The organism is Leuconostoc citreum (genome assembly GCF_004354555.1).
Taxonomy (GTDB): domain Bacteria; phylum Bacillota; class Bacilli; order Lactobacillales; family Lactobacillaceae; genus Leuconostoc; species Leuconostoc citreum.
In genome coordinates this window covers 48394-66851 of sequence record NZ_PUFH01000001.1, presented here as the reverse complement: position 1 = coordinate 66851, position 18458 = coordinate 48394, and the positions used below count along the sequence as shown (strand labels likewise).

The following is an 18458-nucleotide window of genomic DNA, read 5'->3' as shown; positions in this document are numbered from 1 at the left end:
ACCTTTTTTTATTTTTATTAAACTGCTCCACCTGGATTCGAACCAGGGACCTGCGCATTAACAGTGCGTTATTCTACCACTGAACTATGGAGCAATAAGTTGATTAATCAACTGTTTAAGTATATCAACATTAAAAATAAATGTCAACACTTATTTTTTAGAAAGATAATTTTTAATTTTATCTAGGGAGTTTATTAATTTATCTGATGGTATTGTTAGTGGTGGTAGCAATCTTAGGGTGTTTTGTCCGGCAGATAAGACGATAATATGCTCATCTAGTAAGTCTGAAACGACGTCTTTCACAGGTGTTTCTAATGCAATACCGGCCATCATACCTAGACCGCGCACCTCAGAAACAACAGATAATGCTGCAATTGCTGCTAACTTTTCCCAAAAAATGTCAATCTTAGGCTGTAATGTTGGCAGTACATCATCTAAGACAGATAGGGTTGCTTGTGCAGCTGACATCACTAGGGGGTTGCCACCAAAAGTTGAACCGTGAGTACCATATGATAATGCATTGGCCAAGTGGTTCTTGGCTAGCATAGCGCCAACAGGTAACCCGTTTGCTAACGCTTTAGCGCTCGTCACAATATCAGGCTCAAATTGATAGTTCATATAGGCAAATTTAGTGCCCGTACGTCCCATACCAGTTTGTACTTCATCAACAATAATTAAAATATTATGCCGCTGTGCTAGTTTTACTAATGCTGAAATAAATTCCTGATTTGCTGGAAATACGCCACCTTCACCTTGAACTAACTCGAGCATAATGGCTGCAGTGTCGTCGTCAATCAGCGCAGCGACACTATCTATGACATTGAAATTTGCATATTTAAAACCTGTTAACATCGGTAAGCCACTGTGAATACTGTCTTGGCCAGTAGCAGACATAGCACCATAAGTACGACCATGGAATGACTGTTTAAAGGAAATAATAGTTGACTTACCAGTAGCTAAGCGCGCTAGTTTAATAGCTGCTTCGTTAGCTTCTGCACCAGAATTAGCGAAATAAACAGTATAATTATCGCCACCTAACTTTTGCGCAACTGCTTCTTGGAGAGGATTTTGATACAGATTTGGCAAGTGCCAAAATTTTTCAGCTTGCTGTTGTAGGGCATGAACTACCGTGGGATGATTGGCACCAACGTTATAGACGCCAATACCGCTTGATAAATCTGTATAGGCTTGCCCTTTGTCACTATACCAAGTGGCATTACTCATTTTTGAAAAAGTAATTGGGGCACGATGATAATTTGGAAATAGAGTCATACTTTTCTCCTTAAAGCGTCACAATGGTTCCAGGATGTGTGACTGTGTCGGTAATATGCACGTTGTGTACACCGCGTTTAACCGCGTGTAGTGCACTATTAATCTTAGGAATCATACCACCAGTAATAATATGATCGTCTTGTAATTGTTTTGCTTTACCTGGTGTTAATTCTTGTAAAATATTACCACTAACTGCCACACCGGAAACATCAGTGAGTAAGTAGAGTTCATCGGCTTTTAGATATTTGGCGATAGCGGTTGCGGCGTGATCAGCATTTACATTTAACCATTGACCATCATTTGTGATAGCTAATGGGGCAATGATAGGAATCAGTTTTTGCTGCCAAAGTTGGTGGATGAGTTGTGTATTTACTTGGTGGATGGCACCAACATATCCATAAGTATCGGAATCTAATAGGTGACCAGTCAGTAATTGGTTACTCCCTGCATTTAAGCCAATTGTGGCAATCCCTTGTTGACGGCAGGCTTCTATCAGTGCCGGTTGTACTTGTCCTAGAAGTGCCATTTTAGTGATATTAATACCGGTTTGAGTCGTCAATCGAATGCCATTAATTTTCTCAATTGGTTCATGTAATTGCGACATGAGTTGAGAAATACGATCGCCACCGCCATGAACAATGGCAATTTGTGTGTCTTGTGTTTGCCAATACTTAATTGTGTCAAAAAAAGCTGGTGTAAGTTGTTCAGCAGCACTGCCGCCGATTTTAATGATAATTTTTTTGGTCATTTTGTTCTCCAAAATAATGCCGTTATGTTGTATACAGTGCGTTGATTTTGACATAGTCATAGGTTAAATCAGAACCCCAGGCTTGCCCAGATGCTGCACCTTGATGCAGATTGATTTCAATATCAATGTTTTTTTGAGACAGTGAATTGGCCATGGCTGTCGTATCAAAAGTCACAGGAGCACCGTTTTTCATTACAAAAAAATGGTTGATGGTAATATCAATAATATCTGGGTCAATTTGTACATCGGCTGCACCAATAGCCGCAATAATACGTCCCCAGTTAGGGTCTTTACCAAACATTGCTGTTTTGACTAACGATGAGCCAACGACTTTCTTTGCAATGAGTCTGGCGTCCAAAGCATTGTTTGCATGGCTAACGGTAACAGTAATTAATTTTGTTGCGCCCTCGCCATCATTAGCAATGGCGATAGCCAGTGCAGTTGTTACGGTGTGTAGCATTGTTTTAAATTGATTGTATGCTGCTGAAGCTGCTTTGATTTGTGTGTTACTAGCTAGACCGTTGGCTAAGACTAAAACCATATCATTTGTACTGGTATCTCCATCAATCGTAATTTGATTGAAGCTCGTGTCAATATCTTCGGACAAGGCTTGTTGTAACATGGTTGAAGATATGTTGGCATCAGTAGTAATAAAACCTAACATTGTTGCCATGTTCGGATGAATCATTCCAGACCCTTTGGCCACACCGCTCATTGTGATTAGATCACCATCAATTTCAGATTGAATGGTGATGGCTTTTTCAGATGTATCAGTTGTCATAATAGCATGAGCAAAGCCGTGCGCATCTCCGTCAACGTGCAGTTGTTGTATCCCGTTCACGACTTTGTTGATTGGTAAGATTTGACCAATAATGCCAGTTGATGCAACCCCAACTAAATGAGGCGGTATATTTAACTGTTCGGCTGCTGTTGCTTGCATGATTTTTGCGTGCGTCAGACCAATTTTTCCGGTAACGGCATTAGCATTACCAGAATTAACAATAATTGCTTGTAACTGGCCGTTTTTAATGGTTTGCTTATTGAGTTGTACTGGGGCAGCTTGAACTTGATTGGTTGTAAAGACGCCAGCGACAGCAGCAGGCACTTCACTGAAAATCCAGCCCAAATCTTTTGATTTGTGTTTTAGACCAACGTGTTGACCGTCAGCATGAAAGCCGATTGGGGCCGTAATGTTAGCATCTGATATGTAATGAATTTTTTCAAGTGTATTTATCATATTATTATCCTGTTTCTTAAGCATACTGTGCAATTAATTCGAGGCCCATTGTTTCATCAAAGCCAAAAAGATGATTCATGTTTTGGATAGCCTGTCCAGCAGCGCCTTTAATCATATTATCAATAACACTGACAATTGTGAGGTATTTCGTATCCTGATTATATGCTAATCCGATGTCGGCAAAATTCGTGCCGACAACCTGTTTGATATTGGGCAATGTGCCTTCAGGCATCACGCGAATGAAAGGTTTTTGGTAGTAGGTCGACGTATAAAGGCGATGCAGTACATCAAGTGATGTGTCTTCATTGAGCTTGACATAGGCACTGATAAAAATACCACGATTAATCGGAATAAGTGAAGTATTGAACTGTATATGTTCAATGTTTGGTTGCCATTTTTGTAATTGGCGTGTGATTTCAGGTATATGTTGGTGTTGATTCGCTTTATACATGGTGACATTTTCATTTGCATTGATAAAATGACTAGCAGTTGTTAGCGATTTACCAGCACCAGATAAGCCACTTTTAGCATCAATGATGATGTTGTGTTTGTCTAGTAGATGATGTTGTGCTATGGGGGCCAAAGCCAGCAGTGTTGCCGTGGCATAACAACCAGGATTGGCAATATAATTTGTTGTTGATGCTGAATAAAAATCAGCTAAACTATAAGTTGTCTGGGCAATGAGTGTTTGTGGTGCCGGTGTTTTATGATACCAACTGGCATAATCTTCGGCAGACAAACGAAAGTCGCCAGACAAATCGATGACCGGAAAGTGAGCAGCAATAAAAGGTGCAACGAGATCTTTAGACACACCACTAGATGTGGCAAAGAAAACGATATCCGCCTCTTGCATAATATGCAATGGGTCAAACGGGGTTGTTGTGATTTTATACATACCTTTTAAATGTGGATAGGCCTCGGCAATCATTTGTGAGTGATTGGCAGTATTGTGAATCGAGACGATTTCAACATAGCGATGGTTTTTTAGTAAGCGTAGTAATTCTAAACCACTATAACCTGTAACGCCAACAATGGCGACCTTAATTACTTTCAATGCCATACAATAATCCTCCGCAGTTGATGTTTTAAATATTAGACGATAATGTATTTAAATGCAATAAATATTCATAATAGCGCTGAATATTTATTGATTAATTGCATAAAAAAACACCTATTGCTAGGTGTTAAGCACGTGCTGGTAATGCTAATGTGACTGCTTTTAGTATATGGCCTTGGCTGTGTCGTTTAAAATCATTTAGAAAAAAACCATTCTCTAAATCTAGTAGTGTGTCTAGTGCGAAAACTGTTAATGTGTAATCGTGTGTTTTGTCGGGGGGCATCGGTCCGATATAAGCCTGGTTAATGTCGGGATTAGCCGGTTGATTGGCTTTTTGTACAAAATGCCAAGTGGAATTTGTCCCTGAAATAGCAAGACCTGATTCCCGTAAATTTTCTGGGATATTGCCAACTGGGATATTGGCTGCCAACCAGTGAATCCAAGGAAAACCACCGACTGGTATCGCATCATAATCAATGAGACTAACAGCCAACGATTGCGTACCAGTTGGTAGATCTGTCACGTGAATAGGAAAATTTGTGGTCGGCATATCAGCGGTTCGCTGATCTTTCGGTGCAAATTTGGCATACTTATCAGGAATTAAGCCGTGGTCTCGGGGGACATCAATTTTCATATTTCTTCTCCAATCAAATGCTTTTTAGTTTGTGCTAAGTGTGCTCGAACAGTAACATTCATTTGTTTATTATATACGCGGACAGCGTTAACGGATGCAATTATGTGGTCCGTTTTCATTTCTGAATCAGCTATGTGTTGTAGATCATTTTGCAGCTGTTTTTCAAAGCGTGTCAGAAAAGCTAATTGTAGTTTTGATTGATTAGCGCGTAGTGTTTCTGCAGCCGCAACCTTACCGTTGTTTTCCAAATCAGTGACTGCTGCTTCATAGCCCTGGAAAAAAAGGTCGGGATCAAAAGTATTTTCCCAAGTGATTGTTTGCTCTTCCGGTAGCTCAACTGACGTCGTTGTGTTGGTAGCAGTTGGTTTCTTTTTAAAAAAATCAAAAAATGACATGATAAGCAGCCTCTCATATAAAATAATTATATCTCTATTGTACCGAACATCTGTTTTATTTGGTACAATAAGTTTAGCATTTAAACTTGGGGAAAATCATGGCAGCACATAAAACAGTTTTTAATGATAAACAACGCATTTTGCGATTATATTCTGCACTCATCAGTCATCGTGCACTTTCCATTGAAGAAATTGAGGATATGTTTTTTATTGGCCGAAAAACTGTACAGCGTGATATCTCGGAAATTCGTGATTTTCTGCATGACCTACAGGTGGGGGAACCTGTCCAGTCAGAGATTGTTTATGATCGTAATTTAAAAAAATATAAACTAACTGAAATGGACAATTTATTTCGTGTATTTGATAAAATTAATCAAATTGATGAAAGTGATCCGATTGAGTAAAGCAACAGTGTAAAACCATTATCTTTGGATAATGGTTTTTTTTATGGCTTGACAATGTTATCATTTCCGTTTATATTAACAATGTTAATATAAACGGAAATGAGGAAGCTGATGAAAAAGCGCATGATAACGGGTGTTTTTGTATTAGGGATATTTATATGTATGTTAGATACGACAATTATGAATGTTAGTTTACCCAATATAGGTTTGCATTTAGAGGTTGGATTAGACAAATTGTCATGGGCATTGAATATCTATATCATTCTTTTTGCGGCACTAACCATCCCATTAACACGACTTGCTGAGTTTTTCGGTATGTCAAAAGGTTTTTTATTGGGGGCCATCGTCTTTGGTATAGGTTCAATCATATCAGCGTTCGCTGGTACATTGATGCCATTATTATTAGGACGGGCTATTCAGAGTATCGGGGCCGGCTTAGTCTTTCCTTTGGCCATGACTTTAGCGATTCGCATTGTGGCGGATCGTGACCGCACGCATATGATTGCTATTTTAGGTGTCACACAGGGATTGGCTGCAGCGTTAGGACCAACTATAGGTGGCGTGGTGACACAATACATGGGTTGGCGCTGGATTTTCCTGATAAATGTGCCCATTATTGTGCTGATGATTAGTATGGGCCTATTATATTTACCATTACGACAAGATATACAAAATCGACAAAGTATTGATTTATCAGGTGCGATTTTTAGTACGATCTTTCTGAGCACGCTATCATTGGTATTAATGCAGGGCAGAGTTTGGGGGTGGCATAATTGGTTGACTTACTTATGTGCAATTGTGAGTTTGTTAAGCTTTATTTTCTTTATCATGATTGAGCGAGTAAGCATTAATCCAATGGTACCCTTACAACTATTTAAAAATCGTGCATTTGCCTTAAGTGCAATCATTATTGTTTTTAGTAATCTATTTTTGGTTGCAACAACGGTTATTTTACCGAATTATTTTACTAATGTTGCTGGAATGGATACTTTACAAGCATCATTCCTGATTGCCCCAATTTCTTTTTCAGTGTTTATCTTTGCGCCGATTGCCGGTTTTGCTAAATCACACATATCAGTCCGCTGGTTAATCAGTAGTGGTTTCTTGATGATGGCAGTCGGGTACCTTTGGTTAGGCACCAACGCATTACAAAGTGTTTGGCAGGTTATTATTGCAGGGATTTTGATTGGTTCAGGCTACGGTATGATTACTGGGCCCATCTTAGTCATTGCCGCAGGGACGCTACAAGGAAAGTTATTAACTGCCTCTCAAAGTGTGACAGGGGTACTACGTCAGGTTGGCATCATGTTAGCGGTAGCCCTGTTTGTCACAGGGTTATACAGTGGTTTAACCCAAGCCCAACGACACGCTAACAGTTATGCGCAAGAGCAGATTAATGATTTGCACTTGCCAAAACAAGACACGGCAGAGATGATACAAAAAGTACAAACTAAAATGAAAGCAAGTGTTTTCACGCCGACAGCAACGCAAGGGTTACCAACTAAAGTCGCAACAGCTATTTCAAGGATTGAAAAGGAAACAACAGCGCAGTACCGTCACGCCTTTGAAAAGCTGTATTTGATAGCTATCCCGTTTATGCTGTTGCTGGTGATTATGAGCCTATTTTTAACAGACAAATCTGATGGTGTATAATATGAACTAAACAGATTAATGGAGGGCAATTCAGTGGCAATGAAGGGTCGAGAAATCATTTTAGGTATATTAAAAAACGGACCGCACACGGGATACGAGATTAATGATATTCTGCAAACGCGTTTGAATCATTTTTTTGATGCAACGTTTGGCATGATTTACCCGACACTTAAAAAATTAGAAGCCGAAGGCTTGGTAACCAAACAGCAAGTGACACAGACTGACAAACCGAACAAAAATATTTATCAGATTACAGACACTGGAATGACGGTGTTTCAGAAGGCATTGCGCGAACCTACGTCAGATGATATTTTGAAATCTGACGTATTAATGCGTTTGTATTTTAGTGAGGATTTAGCAGATAACGACATTTGTACGTTTTTAGATGAAGAAATTAGGCGAAAATCAGATAAACTCGCTGCCCTCCAAGCACAGTTACAGACTTGGCTTGACCAAGGGATGACGGAGACACAACGTATCACATTTGATTACGGGGTAGCGTCTTATAATGCGACACTAGCTGTTTTGAAAGCAGCCCGCAGTAAGTATAATATTTAAGGATATACAATAAGGGGGAAATGGTAATGACAACGCAAGTGTTATATCATACTGAAGTTGAAAATGCTGAAGGAATTGCTGGTCGCGTTCATACAATTAATAGTAATGATTTAAATATAACGGTCAGCAGTCCGCTATCATCTGAAGCAGGGACCAACCCAGAGCAATTATTAGGTGCGGCGTTTGCAACTTGTTTGAATGCTACGCTAGAAGCCGAAGAAAAAAGACAAGGACTTGCGCATCGCAGCGTTGTTCGTGTGTTAGTTGATATGTCACGTGATGTTATTGGCTTTCAGTTCCATGTTGAAGCGCGTGTTTATATACCAGACGTTGAACGGCAATTAGCACAAAACATTTTAGACACTGCGGCACAACGTTGTCCAGTGGATAAGTTACTATCCGGCAGCAAAAATGTGGTTGTACGTTTAGTTGACAGTCTCGACGAGCCATAAAAATTTGTGTTAGATTTCTTGCAAAGCACACAATTGTCAGATATACTTATTTAAAGTAAGCTAAAAACGGTAAGTGTTAAGAGGTGATGTATGGGTCGAAAAAAAATAGTGATAGTTGGACTGATTTTCCTTGTGATTGTAGCAGCAATTGCTGGCTTTTTACGCTTTAACATGACAGGTCAGCGTGGCACGCAAACGGTTATTTTATTACATGGGTATGGCAGTAGTTCAAATGCCACAACAAAATTAGCTAAAGCGATACAAAAACAAACAGCCGTACAAAAACGTTTGCAGGTTAATGTCACGAAAGATGATAATTTTAATGTTGCGGTATCCTCTAAAGCCGCTATTTATCAAATGAACTTTAGCAATACAGAGATTACGGAAGAACGAGAAGTGGCTGTTTTAGAGAAACTACTAAAGCAGATCAAACAAAAAGGTATTGACCACGTATCTCTCGTTGGACATTCGATGGGAGCTAATGTTGCATTATATACGTCCTTGAATCATGATTACCGCACAACATCTATATATCCGAAAATTGATAAGTTAGTAGCTATTGCAGCGCCTTTTAATTCAGGCATTACCGCAGCAGGCTTTGATCGTCAATTTGATAATAATACGATTGATTCTAAAACAAAACAGCCTAAGCTTCAGGACGAAAACTATCGTTTCTTTTATCAACACCGTCAAAATATGAATCCAGATATGCAAATTCTTAATGTGATGGGCGATGTGGGTGACAATAGTGATGGGGTTGTGACTAACTTTAGTTCACAAGCGCTTGGCTTCTTTGTAAAAAAAGATCAGAATTATAATATGTGGGTAGTTAAAGGTAAGAAAGTGCAACATAGCCAAGTCAGAACAAATGATACAGTTGTTCGACAAATTGCAAAATTTATACAAAATTAAGCATTATTAAAAGCCCTAAGTTGATTTGTCAACTTAGGGCTTTTAATAATCTGTGGTTATGCGCGGTTTGTCATCTGATCAAAATCGTCAACCATGTCTTTGGGACCGACGACAGATAAAATATCGCGGTCGTGGAGCTGATACTGTGCGCTAGGCGCAACGACCACCTCACCATCATGTCGCACAGCAATAATATTAAGGCCAAATTTTTTACGAATATTGAGCTCAGCTAACGTTTTGCCAGTGAAACTTGGGTTCACAATCTGTACTTCGGCCATCGAATAATCATCTGACAATTCGATAAAGTTAAGCATGTTAGGCGCTAATAATTTACGAGCAATTCTTTCACCCATTTCTCGTTCTGGTTGTACGACAACATCAGCACCTATTTTAGTCAAGACACGTAAATGTGTCTTGTTTTCAGCTTTAGCAATCACATTTTTGGCCCCAAGATCCTTGGCATTAATCGTAGCTAAAATACTGGCTTGCATATTATGACCGATAGCAATTATGACATGATCAAAGCTGGCAATATCTAATTTGCGTAAGACATCATCTTCTTGTGCATCTGCAATAACAACTTGTGTTGCAATATCGCGATAGTCATTGACGTGTTCTTCGCTGACATCAATTCCTAATACATCTTGTCCGTTAGCAACTAGTGTTTCGAGTAAAGCACCGCCAAAACGACCTAACCCGATAATAGCATAAGTTTGTCGCATAATAAGTCCTTTCTATGATTAACCAATAATGACAGATTCTTCTGGGTAGCGGTAAGGGGCATGCTCACCATGAACGTTCAAAACAGAGAACATGACTGTGTAGACACCAACACGCCCAATAAACATGGTCAACATAATGACACATTGACCAAAGTCAGTGAGGTGTGGTGTCAAACCAAGGGTAAGACCAGCAGTTGCAAAAGCGCTAATAACTTCAAAAATAACATATTCCAACCCAAATCTCGAATCAGTACCTTGTGTTAGCATAAGTAAAAAGGACAAAATAGCCAAGAATACAAGTGATACAAAAACTAACAGTAGTGAACGTGTAATATTTTCATCAGTGAGTCGACGATGTGCAAAAGTCACGTCTTTTTTACCACGTAAGGCAGCGTGTGTTTTAAGTAATAAAACGCCAAGCGTTGTGGTTTTAATGCCGCCAGCTGTTGAGCCAGGGGTGCCACCAACATACATTAACATCATTGTCAGTAAAATGGTTGCTGGGGTCATCTGACTAAAACTAAATTGTGAAAAACCAGCTGTACGATAAGATATTGACATGAATAGCGTATTAACGATTCGGTTAATGGGTGATAATGTCTGTGCCAGAGCTAAGTTGCTTTCAGTCAACTCAAAGAGCAACCAACCACCAATAATTAATAAGCCAGTCATCATTAGTGCTAGTTTTGAATGAAGACTGAGTTTGTGTTTGTGATGATAGAGTAACAAATCACGCCAAACTAGAAAGCCAAGCGAACCAGCAATAATTAGTAAGGCAATAATAAGCAGGACAAAGGGCCTATTCGCATAGGCGATGCTACCGGCAGGTAATATCGTAAAACCAGCATTGCCGAAAGCTGAAATGGCATGAAAAATAGCGTAAAACAAGCCGCGCTTTAAGCCGAAATCCTGAATGAAGAACGGCGCTAATAAGATAGCACCAACAAATTGAATGATAACTGACAGTTTGATAACATAACCAAAAACAACACGTGTATCGTAAAGACTTTCCAAACTATACACTTCTTGCACCATCATTTTATTACGTAAATCCATTTGTCGCCGCGTGGCAGTAAATAATAATACCGAAAAAGACATGAATCCAAGGGCACCGACTTCAATTAAGAACATGATGACAGTTTGTCCAAATACAGTCCAATGGGTGGCTGTGTCAACGACCGTTAGACCAGTTACAGAAGCTGCGGAAGTTGCCGTAAAGAGCGCATCCATAAAGGAATGGTGCATATTGCCATAGTGGCTAATTGGCATCATCAACAATAACGCACCAATAGTAATAACAGATAGGAAGCCAAGCGTCAAACGTTGTGGCATTGAAATGTGTGTCCAAAAGGTGTGCTTACGTGATTGATTATGAAATTTTTTCATCTCCGCAGCAGATGGCAATTCGATTTTTCGTGACATGACTCTATTATAATATACTGTTGAACCTTTTTTGTTATTATCATCAAAATTGTTTTGCTCAGAGGGTTAGCAAATAGCTATCAGCAAAACAATTGACAGACGTTTGTTACTTGTGCTGTAATAAGTCATGAGAGCAAAACATACCATACTGGAGGAGTTATGCAAAAAGATGAATTATGGCAATTACTAAGTCATGCTTATGCAGATGATGAGGTAAAGCAAGACGAGTCATTACAGCAGATTATTTTTCAATCAGCAAAGGAATTAGATAAAACAACAGATTACCAATTAATTTGTATGAAATTAAATCAAGCGCTATCAACTTATTTGCTGACGAACCATTTAAAAGCGCCTAAGTGTATTGAGCAACTGTTAGTCAAGATTGCAAAATATGCGGAGAAATATCGCGGTGCAGCGAATCAAAGTTTTTTACTGGGCAATTTATTTCAATAGAGATAGCAGCTGCACACATAAAAATAAATTAACAATAGAAAAAGTACGCAATAACAAATCGTTGTTAGTGCGGACGAGTAACTATGCGGGTAGTATCGTTGCTGCACATATCGATGAACTGAATATTCCAGAAATTGTCAGTACGTTAGCTGGCATCAATAATATTATGATTATTTGTCAATCTGACAACGATGCTGACATTGTTTTGCAAGCATTTAAGGCTATATCTGAATAACCAGAACGACAAATGATTTACAAATAACCACTTTGCCATAATTAAAGCATCAGGTAAATTAATTGAAATAATTGAGACCCAACAATCATGATATAATACTCTTTGAAGAAAAATCCCACGAACAGATTCTGTCCGGGGTTTTTTTAAAAATATAATCAGAAAGTGGAAACGTATGCCGCGGCATACGCTCTGAGAAGATAAATGACCGAATCAACACCAGTCATTGAGATGCGTCATATCGTCAAAAAGTTTGGCGATTTCGCAGCCAATGATGACATTAATTTACAAGTCCAACAAGGTGAAATTCACGCGTTACTTGGTGAGAACGGTGCCGGAAAATCAACCTTGATGAACATTTTAACAGGGTTATTGCAACCAACATCTGGCGAAATCATAATCAATGGGCAACCAGTGACGGTTGACTCACCCTCAAAGTCCGACGCACTGGGCATTGGTATGGTACATCAGCATTTTATGCTAATTGATGCCTTTACTGTGACGGAGAATATTATACTAGGTTCCGAAGTGACCAAAGGGTTATCTTTAGACACAAAATCGGCAGCCAAAAAGATTAAAGCGCTGTCGGAAAAGTATGGCTTGCAAGTAGACCCTTATGCTAAAATAGCCGATATTTCCGTAGGGCAGCAACAACGTGTTGAAATTTTGAAAACATTGTACCGTGGCGCTGATATTTTGATTTTTGATGAACCAACAGCCGTTTTGACACCGCAAGAAATTGATGAATTGATTACCATTCTGCATAATCTTGCTAAAGAAGGGAAGTCAATCGTCTTGATTACCCATAAGCTCGATGAAATTCGTGCAGCAGCAGACACGGTGACAGTTATTCGTGCAGGCCAATCGATAAAAACTTTTCCAGTTGCTGGGGTGTCTTCTCAAGAATTAGCCGATTTGATGGTTGGTCGTGAAGTTAGCTTTAAAACGGAAAAAGCAGCAGCTAAAACCGGTGCTACTGTCTTAAAAATGGCTGATCTTGAGGTGCATGACGCTCGCGGTGTTACGGTTGTAAAAGATTTTTCACTTGAGGTTAAGTCAGGCGAAATTGTTGGTATTGCTGGTATTGACGGCAATGGCCAGACAGAGTTGATTCAAGCTATCACTGGTCTGACAAAAGTACAAGCGGGGCATGTTTTGCTTCAAGGTAAAGAAGTTACTAACAAACGACCAAGGCAGATAACAGAAGCCGGTGTCGGTCATATACCAGAAGATCGGTTACGATTTGGTATGGAGGTTGATATGACATTGTCAGAAAACCTTGCTTTACAGACATACTATAAGGCGCCATTGTCGAAAAATGGTGTCTTACAAACTGATGAAATGGATAAACTTGCCAATAAATTAGTTGAGGAGTTTGACGTCCGTGCAGCCGGCATTCAAGTGACGGCAGGATCAATGTCTGGTGGGAATCAACAAAAGGCAGTTATTGCCCGTGAGTTAAACCGCGATAATGAGCTTATCATTGCCGCACAACCAACGCGTGGATTGGATGTTGGTGCGATTGAATACATTCACCAACGGTTAATAGCTCAGCGTAATGCAGGTAAAGCGGTGCTGGTCGTCAGTTTTGAATTAGATGAAATTTTGAATTTGTCAGACCGCATTGCTGTCATTAATGCAGGTAAAATTGTTGGTATAGTTGACGCTAAAGATACAAATAAACAAGAATTAGGTTTGCTGATGACTGGGATGAGTTTATCTGACGCCCGAGCAGCCCTGAAAGAAGAGGTGGACGCCTAATGGCAGCACAAAAAAATTCATTTTCTGTTGCACTATTTTCAGTGCTCTTTGGTTTGATTATTGGCGCCGTAATTATGCTGATATTCGGTTATAATCCAATTTCAGGTTATACAGCACTATTGGGTTCAGCGTTTGGATCAACACAAGATATTGGTAGTGTGTTGACTCAAATGACCCCCTTGATTTTAACAGCATTGGGTTTTACTGTTGCACAGACAGCAGGGTTCTTTAACATCGGTTTATCTGGTCAGGCATTAGCTGGATGGGTTGGGGCTGTATGGTATGCACTGAGTTTCCCTAATATGCCAGTTTACTTGATGTTACCTAGCGCATTAATTATTGGTGCTGGTTTAGGCGCATTGGCTGGTGCGATACCTGGTTGGTTACGGGCACAATTTGGTGCGAGTGAAGTAATTGTCACAATTATGATGAATTACATCTTGTTGTTCCTTGGCAATAATATCTTACAAAATACAATGTCAAAAGGGATTAAAGTGTCTGCAGAAACAACAAAGCAAGTGGGGGCTAATGCCTCTTTGCAAATGAAATGGTTGACCGATTTGACTCAAGGTTCAAGTATATCGGCAGGGATTTTCATCTCCGTATTTATGATTTTTGTTGTTTGGTTTGTCATGAAAAAAACAACGCTTGGTTTTGAGATTCGTGCGGTTGGATTGAATAGTGATGCTGCCAAGTATGCGGGGATGTCTGCCAAGCGTAATGCTGTGATTGCTATGGCCATTTCAGGTGGTTTAGCTGGTTTAGCTGGCACAATTGAAGGATTAGGTAATTATCTTAACTTCTTTACGCAAAATGGTTCACCATCTATTGGTTTTGATGGTATGGCTGTTGCCCTACTTGGTGGTGGTTCATATCTTGGCGTATTAGCTGCTGCAGCCATTTTCTCTGTCTTAAAAATCGGTGGCTTGGGGATGCCGATGTCTTCCGGTGTACCATTTGAGCTGGTTGACATTGTAACTGCCTCAATTATTTTCTTTGTTGGGGCAAGCTATTTAATCAAACTCATTCAGAAGCGAGTGAAAGCCATGGATGATAAGGCAGCGCGCGCATCTCAGGATAAAAAAGCGGTGAAGGCCGCTGCTGACAGTAATAAAAATTCGAAAGGCGGTGAATAAAAATGTCATTAATGGCGATGTTATCACTCGTAATTTCTAGTACATTGGTTTATTCAGCACCGCTGATTTTTACGTCCATTGGTGGGACATTTTCGGAACGCGGTGGTGTGGTCAATGTTGGGTTAGAAGGTATCATGGGCATGGGTGCTTTTGCATCAATCGTCTTTAACCTAACATTTGCGAATACATTTGGTGCGGCCACGCCATGGTTAGGGTTAGTTGCTGGGGCTTTTGTTGGGGTTATCTTTTCACTCTTACACGCCGTTGCAACAGTGACATTACGTGCGGATCATATTATTTCTGGTACGGTAATTAATCTGATGGCACCAGCCCTAGGGGTTTTCTTGATCAAGGTGCTTTACGGAAAAGGACAAACAGCACCAATTTCACAAGATTTTGGTTATGCATCAGTCCCAGGACTGTCTCACATTCCAATCCTCGGTCAGTTGTTCTTTGCTAAAACATCAGGACCAGCATGGCTCGCGATTTTTGTTGCCATTTTATCGTGGTATATTATTTTTAAAACAAAATTTGGCTTGCGTCTCCGGTCTGTCGGAGAAAATCCACAAGCGGCTGATACGCTAGGTTTAAACGTTGCCAAGCTAAGATATTCAGGCGTGATGATTTCGGGCTTGTTGGGTGGTATTGGTGGTGCCGTTGTAGCACAATCAATTTCACTTAATTACTCAGCCAGCACGATTGTTGGCCAAGGGTTTATGGCGATGGCGGCTATGATTTTTGGCCGCTGGAACCCGCTTGGCGCGCTTGGTGCATCATTATTCTTTGGTTTATCACAATCACTAGCCGTCGTAGGCGCGCAATTACCTGGATTAAAGTCTGTTCCATCAATTTGGTTACAAATCGCACCTTATGTCTTTACAATTATCGTGCTGGCATTCTTCTTTGGCAAAACTAGGGCACCAAAAGCCGATGGTGTCAATTATATAAAGGCCGCATAGTGCCAAAAAAATCACCTTAAACTGTTTAAGGTGATTTTTATAACTATTAAATTTTAATATAGGTGAAAGAAAGCGCTCACAAAGGGCGTTAAGCTTGATATAATAGAAAGAGATTGAACGATTCGTGGTACATCTTGTTTTGCATTTATACTGGATGATTGATCCAACCTTGAGGTGAATAAAATGTTAATAGTCATTAATGCAATAAGTATTCCAGTCTTTATCGGTATTGCTTACTTATTTTCAAACAATAAAAAACAAATTCAATGGCGCTCAGTAGCAATTGTGCTAGTTTTAGAGCTCTTGTTGGCTTGGTTCTTTACACAATTCAAAGCTGGACAAGCTGCAGTCCAAGGGGCTGCAGATGGCTTTAATTGGCTCGTATCTGTTGCATCAAAAGGGATTGCTTTTGCGTTACCTGATTGGCTAACAGCTAATCATGGTGGCCCTAATTTCGTTACCTCAGCGCTGTTACCCATCTTGCTTGTGGTACCGTTGTTTGATATTTTAACCTATATTGGTGTATTACCTTGGCTGATTAAATGGATTGGTAAGGGATTGGCTTTTATCACTGGACAGCCCAAGTTTGAAGCATTTTTCTCGATTGAAATGATGTTTTTAGGCAATACAGAAGTTTTAGCTGTCTCAAAAGCGCAATTAGATAGTATGCCAGCGCGTCGTAACTTCACGCTAGCGATGATGTCGATGAGTTGTGTGACATCTGCTATCATTGGCTCTTATACGCAAATGGTACCAGGTAAATATGTACTGACAGCTATTCCGTTAAACATTCTTGGGGCAATCATTATTTCAGCTATTCTCAATCCGACAAAAGTTGCACCTGAAGATGACGTGATTGTTAGTGTTGGCGCAAAAGATGGCAAGAAAGAGCCTTTCTTTTCATTTTTGGGGGATTCTATCCTTGGCGCAGGAAAGTTGATTCTAATTATTACTGCTACGGTGATTGCTTTCGTATCACTTGCTGCTTTAATTAACCAACTATTTAGTCTAACAGGTCAGCATTGGTTAACACTAGAAAATATATTCGGTGTTGTCATGTTTCCATTTGCTTGGCTACTCGGTTTTAACCCACATGAAGCGTTCCAGATTGCGCAATACATGGGTACTAAGTTAGTTACAAATGAGTTTGTTGTCATGGGAGAAGTATCTAAATCAATTATGGCTGGAAAAGGTCTATTTAGTAACGAACATGCTCGAATCGTATTGACAGTATTCCTCACTAGTTTCGCTAATTTTGGCACGTTAGGCATGATTATTGGTGCTTTCAAGGGTCTCGTCGACAAGGACAAAAACGATTATATTAGCGCGAGAGTACCTTATATGTTACTTTCTGGTATTCTGGTATCACTTGTTTCTGCAGCAGCAGCAGGCTTGTTTGTCTGGTAAACACAATCATCGATATTTGAAACAAAAAAACACCAAGTTGTTATGATACAACTTGGTGTTTTTTTGTTTCTTAATATCTTATTTGTATCAACTTAGAGATAGGCTGCTGTTTTTTCGGCAATAGCGTTAGCAGATTGCTGTAATGCGCGTTGTTCATCAGCAGTTAAAGTGAGTTCAAAATTAGCAACAACGCCTGAACGACCGATAATGGCAGGTGTAGAAATATAGCCCGCAAAACGTGCATCGTAATGTGACACAATAGCCTCGTTATGAGCATCTGATAAGACAAGTTGCGCCAATGAAACGGCAGCATGGGCAATAGCAAAATTAGTATATTTTTTACCAGAAAAGACGGTAAAACCGCCAACACGCGCATCGTTAGCAACAGCATCTAAGTCAAGATGATAATTGGTTACTAACTCATCAGCTTTTTGACCAAGCACGCGTACAGTTGACCAAGCAGCGAACTGCGAGTCACCATGTTCGCCCAACATGTAACCTTGTATACTACGTGGATCAACATTTAAAGCATCACCGAGTGAGCGTTTTAAGCGCGCAGTATCTAAGTAAGTGCCGGTGCCAAAGACCTGATTGGCAGGTAACCCAGTAACTTGTTGATAGATACCGGTAATGACATCAACAGGATTTGAAATGACAATCAGCACGCCATTGAATCTAGCACGATGTAATGCTTGCCCAACTTGTTGCACTTCGGGCGTATTAGCACGCAACTCGGTAAACCGGTCACCGCCTGGTTCAATGAGGTCAATATGACCTAATGCTGAAATCACTACATCAGCATCAGCTAGGTCAGCTGGGGTGCCTGAAGCAATATGGACGTGGTGAGGTAAGAGACTAGCTGCATCACGAAAATCTAATACTTCAGAGTCGCGCTTAGCAGTGTTTTTATCCACGAGAATTAATTCGTCAGCTAGGCCTTGACTAATAATAAGATGAGCCACAGTAGAACCGACATGACCAATACCGACAATGCCTATTTTTCGCATAAAACTTCTCCATTAATTTTATATGTGTTATTGATTA

The 18458-nt window shown here is 40.0% G+C and carries 20 protein-coding genes and 1 tRNA gene; 11 read left to right on the top strand and 10 right to left on the bottom strand.

What is annotated here, in order from left to right; genetic code table 11:
- Positions 1-22: 22 nt before the first annotated feature.
- From C5L21_RS00345 to C5L21_RS00315, 7 genes are all read right to left on the bottom strand, one after another.
- Positions 23-94: transfer RNA gene (locus C5L21_RS00345), tRNA-Asn, on the bottom strand.
- A 56-nt stretch (positions 95-150) separates the two neighbouring features.
- Positions 151-1272 (bottom strand): aspartate aminotransferase family protein, encoded by a 1122-nt coding sequence (locus C5L21_RS00340; protein ID WP_004902161.1) that lies wholly within the window; start codon positions 1270-1272, stop codon positions 151-153.
- Between the two features lie 10 nt (positions 1273-1282).
- Positions 1283-2020 (bottom strand): acetylglutamate kinase, encoded by a 738-nt coding sequence (argB, locus tag C5L21_RS00335; RefSeq protein WP_004902157.1) that lies wholly within the window; start codon positions 2018-2020, stop codon positions 1283-1285.
- A 22-nt stretch (positions 2021-2042) separates the two neighbouring features.
- The gene (argJ, locus tag C5L21_RS00330) at positions 2043-3257 is read right to left on the bottom strand and encodes a bifunctional glutamate N-acetyltransferase/amino-acid acetyltransferase ArgJ (RefSeq protein WP_012305447.1); all 1215 of its coding nucleotides are present in this window, start codon (positions 3255-3257) and stop codon (positions 2043-2045) included.
- Between the two features lie 16 nt (positions 3258-3273).
- On the bottom strand, positions 3274-4317 hold the full coding sequence (argC, locus tag C5L21_RS00325) for an N-acetyl-gamma-glutamyl-phosphate reductase (RefSeq protein ID WP_133285973.1): 1044 nt from the start codon (positions 4315-4317) through the stop codon (positions 3274-3276).
- 124 nt (positions 4318-4441) lie between these two features.
- Positions 4442-4948, bottom strand: coding sequence for a YbhB/YbcL family Raf kinase inhibitor-like protein (locus C5L21_RS00320; RefSeq protein WP_004909287.1), 507 nt, complete (start codon positions 4946-4948; stop codon positions 4442-4444).
- On the bottom strand, positions 4945-5343 hold the full coding sequence (locus C5L21_RS00315; RefSeq protein WP_040177524.1) for a hypothetical protein: 399 nt from the start codon (positions 5341-5343) through the stop codon (positions 4945-4947). The genes C5L21_RS00320 and C5L21_RS00315 overlap by 4 nt, the downstream gene beginning before the upstream one ends.
- A 98-nt stretch (positions 5344-5441) precedes the next feature.
- On the opposite strand from C5L21_RS00315, the gene C5L21_RS00310 reads away from it, so the two are divergent.
- The 5 genes from C5L21_RS00310 (at position 5442) to C5L21_RS00290 (ending at position 9322) form a co-directional block, all read left to right on the top strand.
- Entirely contained in the window at positions 5442-5747 is a 306-nt protein-coding gene (locus C5L21_RS00310; protein WP_004902140.1) for a hypothetical protein, read from the top strand.
- 111 nt (positions 5748-5858) lie between these two features.
- Positions 5859-7400 (top strand): DHA2 family efflux MFS transporter permease subunit, encoded by a 1542-nt coding sequence (locus C5L21_RS00305; RefSeq protein WP_004902139.1) that lies wholly within the window; start codon positions 5859-5861, stop codon positions 7398-7400.
- 33 nt (positions 7401-7433) lie between these two features.
- Positions 7434-7958, top strand: coding sequence for a PadR family transcriptional regulator (locus C5L21_RS00300; protein WP_004909278.1), 525 nt, complete (start codon positions 7434-7436; stop codon positions 7956-7958).
- A 26-nt stretch (positions 7959-7984) separates the two neighbouring features.
- Positions 7985-8410 carry an OsmC family protein gene (locus tag C5L21_RS00295; RefSeq protein ID WP_085700034.1) on the top strand — a complete coding sequence of 142 codons (426 nt, stop codon included), beginning with the start codon at positions 7985-7987 and terminating at the stop codon, positions 8408-8410.
- A gap of 90 nt (positions 8411-8500) precedes the next feature.
- The gene (locus tag C5L21_RS00290) at positions 8501-9322 is read left to right on the top strand and encodes an alpha/beta fold hydrolase (protein ID WP_004902136.1); all 822 of its coding nucleotides are present in this window, start codon (positions 8501-8503) and stop codon (positions 9320-9322) included.
- A gap of 56 nt (positions 9323-9378) precedes the next feature.
- Here C5L21_RS00290 and C5L21_RS00285 read toward each other — a convergent pair whose 3' ends face one another.
- Positions 9379-10044, bottom strand: a complete 666-nt coding sequence (locus C5L21_RS00285) for a potassium channel family protein (RefSeq protein ID WP_004902135.1) — start codon at positions 10042-10044, stop codon at positions 9379-9381.
- Positions 10045-10062: 18 nt separating this feature from the next.
- On the bottom strand, positions 10063-11466 hold the full coding sequence (locus tag C5L21_RS00280) for a TrkH family potassium uptake protein (RefSeq protein ID WP_085700032.1): 1404 nt from the start codon (positions 11464-11466) through the stop codon (positions 10063-10065).
- 159 nt (positions 11467-11625) lie between these two features.
- Here C5L21_RS00280 and C5L21_RS00275 point away from each other — a divergent pair, with 159 nt between their 5' ends.
- The 6 genes from C5L21_RS00275 (at position 11626) to C5L21_RS00250 (ending at position 17414) form a co-directional block, all read left to right on the top strand.
- Entirely contained in the window at positions 11626-11919 is a 294-nt protein-coding gene (locus C5L21_RS00275) for a bacteriocin immunity protein (RefSeq protein WP_133285972.1), read from the top strand.
- On the top strand, positions 11858-12154 hold the full coding sequence (locus C5L21_RS09550; RefSeq protein WP_012305443.1) for an arginine repressor: 297 nt from the start codon (positions 11858-11860) through the stop codon (positions 12152-12154). Before C5L21_RS00275 ends, C5L21_RS09550 begins: the two co-directional genes overlap by 62 nt.
- Positions 12155-12355: 201 nt before the next feature.
- Positions 12356-13912: an ABC transporter ATP-binding protein gene (locus C5L21_RS00265; RefSeq protein WP_085700030.1), complete on the top strand. Its 1557-nt coding sequence runs from the start codon at positions 12356-12358 to the stop codon at positions 13910-13912.
- Positions 13912-15048 carry an ABC transporter permease gene (locus C5L21_RS00260; protein WP_004902126.1) on the top strand — a complete coding sequence of 379 codons (1137 nt, stop codon included), beginning with the start codon at positions 13912-13914 and terminating at the stop codon, positions 15046-15048. The genes C5L21_RS00265 and C5L21_RS00260 overlap by 1 nt, the downstream gene beginning before the upstream one ends.
- Positions 15049-15050: 2 nt before the next feature.
- A complete protein-coding gene (locus C5L21_RS00255; RefSeq protein WP_004902123.1) occupies positions 15051-16007 on the top strand; it encodes an ABC transporter permease in 957 nt (318 codons plus the stop codon).
- A 183-nt stretch (positions 16008-16190) separates the two neighbouring features.
- A complete protein-coding gene (locus C5L21_RS00250) occupies positions 16191-17414 on the top strand; it encodes a NupC/NupG family nucleoside CNT transporter (protein ID WP_004902121.1) in 1224 nt (407 codons plus the stop codon).
- A gap of 92 nt (positions 17415-17506) precedes the next feature.
- On the opposite strand, the gene C5L21_RS00245 is transcribed toward C5L21_RS00250, so the two are convergent.
- On the bottom strand, positions 17507-18421 hold the full coding sequence (locus tag C5L21_RS00245; RefSeq protein WP_004908858.1) for a lactate/malate family dehydrogenase: 915 nt from the start codon (positions 18419-18421) through the stop codon (positions 17507-17509).
- Positions 18422-18458: the final 37 nt, after the last annotated feature.